Origin of the sequence: Streptomyces sp. LS1784 (assembly GCF_020103755.1) — a bacterium.
In the GTDB taxonomy this organism is placed as follows: Bacteria; Actinomycetota; Actinomycetes; order Streptomycetales; family Streptomycetaceae; genus Kitasatospora.
Genome location: NZ_JAHSQD010000756.1, coordinates 1 through 3,196 on the forward strand (window position 1 = coordinate 1; position 3,196 = coordinate 3,196).

The 3,196-nt window shown below is 75.1% G+C and carries 3 protein-coding genes; 2 read left to right on the forward strand and 1 reads right to left on the reverse strand.

Annotated features, from left to right (window positions below):
* Positions 1–36 precede the first annotated feature (36 nt).
* A complete protein-coding gene (locus KS423_RS41830; RefSeq protein WP_224284952.1) occupies positions 37–1,332 on the forward strand; it encodes a class I SAM-dependent RNA methyltransferase in 1,296 nt (431 codons plus the stop codon).
* Between the two features lie 75 nt (positions 1,333–1,407).
* Here the strand turns inward: KS423_RS41830 and KS423_RS41835 are convergent, their stop codons facing one another.
* Positions 1,408–1,602 (reverse strand): hypothetical protein, encoded by a 195-nt coding sequence (locus KS423_RS41835; protein ID WP_224284950.1) that lies wholly within the window; start codon positions 1,600–1,602, stop codon positions 1,408–1,410.
* A 335-nt stretch (positions 1,603–1,937) separates the two neighbouring features.
* Here KS423_RS41835 and KS423_RS41840 point away from each other — a divergent pair, with 335 nt between their 5' ends.
* Entirely contained in the window at positions 1,938–2,897 is a 960-nt protein-coding gene (locus KS423_RS41840; RefSeq protein ID WP_224284951.1) for a LysR family transcriptional regulator, read from the forward strand.
* Positions 2,898–3,196 lie beyond the last annotated feature (299 nt).

Below are 3,196 nucleotides of genomic sequence, written 5' to 3' on the forward strand. Positions count from 1 at the left end.
CGGCCGTCGCGGCCCGAGGCGCCGTCCGGGGAGCCGCTGGCCGGGCAGCGCTACGAGGTCGAGGTCGGCCCGGTCGCGCACGGCGGCGGGCACTGCGTGGCCCGGCACGAGGGGCGGGTGCTGTTCGTGCGGCACGCGCTGCCCGGTGAGAGGGTCGTCGCGCTGGTGACCGACGGGACCACCACCTCGCGGTTCCTGCGGGCCGACGCGGTGGAGGTGCTGGAGCCGGCCAAGGACCGGATCGAGGCGCCCTGCCCGTTCGCCGGTCCGGGCAAGTGCGGCGGCTGCGACTGGCAGCACGTCACCCCGGGCGGGCAGCGCAAGCTCAAGGCTGCGGTGCTGACCGAGCAGCTGGCCAAGCTGGCCGGGCTCACCCCGGCGGAGGCGGGCTGGGACGGCAGCGTCGAGCCGGTCGGCGGCAAGCTGCCGGCCGGGCAGGTGCCGGCCTGGCGCACCCGGGTGCAGTACGCGGTGGATGCCGAGACCGGGAAGGTGGGCCTGCGCAAGCACCGCTCGCACGAGGTGCAGCCGGTGGACCGCTGTCTGATCGCCGCCGAGGGCGTCACCGAGCTGGGCATCGAGGCCCGCGACTGGCCGGGTGTGGCGAGCGTCGAGGCGATCGCCGCGACCGGCTCCTCGGACCGCCAGGTGGTGCTCACCCCGCGGCCGGGCGCCCAGCTGCCGCTGGTCGAGCTGGACAAGCCGGTGTCGATCGCCCGGGTGGACGAGCAGGGCGACGTGCACCGGGTGCACGGGCGCACCTTCGTGCGCGAGCGGGCCGCCGGGCGGACCTGGCGGATCAGCAACGGCGGCTTCTGGCAGATCCACCCCGAGGCGCCGGACACCCTGGTCGACGCCGTGCTGGACGGCCTGGACCCGCAGTGGGGCGAGAACGCGCTCGACCTGTACTGCGGCGTCGGCCTGTTCGCGGGCGCGCTGGCCGACCGGGTCGGCGAGGACGGCGCGGTGCTCGGCATCGAGTCCGCCAAGCAGGCCGTGGTCGACGCCCGGCACAACCTGGCCGCGCTGGACAACGTGCGGATCGAGTGCGACCGGGTCGAGACGCTGCTGCCGCGCACCGGCATCACCGCCACCGACCTGATCGTGCTGGACCCGCCGCGCTCGGGCGCCGGCCGCGAGACCGTCGCCCACCTGGTCGGCCTGGAGGCACGCCGGATCGCGTACGTGGCCTGCGACCCGGCGGCGCTCGCCCGGGACCTGAAGTTCTTCCGCGAGGGCGGCTACCGGCCGGTCTCGCTGCGGGCCTTCGACCTGTTCCCGATGACGCACCACTTCGAGTGCGTGGCGATCCTGGAGCCGGCCGGGGAGTGATCCCGGGCACCGGGGAGTCATGGAAGGAGGCGGTCACCCGTTCCGGGTGGCCGCCTCCGCCGCGTCCGGGACCGGCTACTCGTTGTGCTCCTCCTCGTCGACGCTGTGCGGGAGGTCGATTCCGTGCTGGGCGGCGAGCCGCAGGAGCGAGGCGACCCGGCCCTCGTACGCCTGGACGCCGTCGGCGTCCCCTTCGGCCCGGGCCGTCGCGAGGTCCCGGCGGGCCTTTGCGAGCTGCTCGCGCAGCTCCTGATCGAACATGGCTGTCATCGGTCGGCCTCCGCACCGGTAGGCGCCCGCTCGGGGGAACGCGGGGGAATTTCAGCCTCCCGGACGGTGGGGCACTCTTCAAGTCCCGCTTCTCCTGGTGCGGCGCGGCGGCCGGGAACGGGGCCCGGATCCGGGCGGAAGGTCAGGGGGTGGCAATGCGCTGGTAAAAGGTGGTGCGAGGAGTGCCCCCGGGCCCCGGGAGGGGGCTTGACGAGGCAATTCACGGGGGTGAAGGTAAGCCGCTGACATGTCATGTGTGCTGTTGCACCGCCCCCTGGCGACAGCCGCCCCCGCGCCGTCGACCGGGGCCGGCCGGTGCGTGAGGGGGGAGCGTCATGGAGCTGGAGCTGCGGCACCTGCGCGTGCTGTGCGCCATCGCCGACACCGGGAGCGTCGGCCGGGCCGCCGTCCTGCTCGGCGCCTCGCAGCCGGCGACCAGCACCCAGCTGCGCCGGATCGAGCGTCATCTGGGCGCCCCGCTGTTCGAGCGCACCGCTGTCGGTGTCGCGCCGACCGGCTTCGGGGTGGAGGTGGTGGCCGCCGCCCGGGAGCTGCTCATCCGCGCCGACTGCCTGGGGCGCCGCCCGGAGGCGCCCGCCGGGGCCGCGCCGCGCGAGCTGCGGCTGGCGGCGACCAACTCGCCGATCCTGCCCGGGCTGGTCACCAGGGCGCGGCACCAGCGGCCCGAGCAGCGCTTCACCGTGACGTCGGTCTACCGGTCCTCGGACATCGTCGAGCTGCTGGAACAGGGCGAGGCGGACGCCGCGGTGGCCGTGGACTACCCGGGCCGGGAGCTGCGCCACGCGCCGTCCGTCGCGCACCGCGGCATCGTCACCGAGCCCGTCTTCGTCGCGCTGCCGGCCGGCCACCGGCTGCGGCACCGCACCGAGGTGGCCCTGGCGGACCTCGCGGAGGAGGAGTGGCTGCTGACCCCCGATGACGGGGCCGGCTGGCACGGCGTGTTCCACGGGGCCTGCGCCGCGGCGGGGTTCACCCCGGCGACCGTCCACGAGTTCCTCGGCGGTCGGCTGGAGCTCCAGGAGATGATCGCCGCCGGGCTCGGCATCTCCGTCGTCCAGGCCACCACCCGGCCGCTCGCCGAGGTGGTGGTCAAACCGCTCGCGGGAACCCCGATCTGGGTGCGGCAGCTGCTGGTCTGGCGGTCGGCCGGGGTGGGCGCGGACGTGGTGGAAACGCTGTTCGGGGCCGCGGCCGCGGCGTACCGGGACCTGATCGCGGTCGCGCCGAGCTTCCAGGCGTGGGCCGCGCGGACGTACCGGCCGGCCCGGCCGTAAGCCGGGTGCGGTGTGCCCCGGCGGGGTGCCCGCCCGTCCGTGTTATGGCCGGAGAGGTCAATGTCATATGACCTGTGACATTGTTCCGGCCTTCCGTCGCTGGCAGGATCATGACGCGTTCCCCCAACGTCTCGGCAGTCCTCCCAGCCTCCCCCCACAGGAGAAGGACCCCACCAGTGCGCCCACGGATAGCACTCCCCACCCTGCTGGCCGGCCTCGTCGCCGGCTGTTGCGCCGCCGCCACGCTGCTGCCCGCCACGGCGTCCGCCGCCCCGGCCGTCTCCGGTGCGGCCGCCCGG

What these genes read in the sequence shown, in the direction of transcription:
- KS423_RS41835 (WP_224284950.1), bottom strand. Translation starts at nt 1,602, where the DNA reads ATGACAGCCATGTTCGATCAGGAGCTGCGCGAGCAGCTCGCAAAGGCC.
- KS423_RS41840 (WP_224284951.1), top strand. Translation starts at nt 1,938, where the DNA reads ATGGAGCTGGAGCTGCGGCACCTGCGCGTGCTGTGCGCCATCGCCGAC.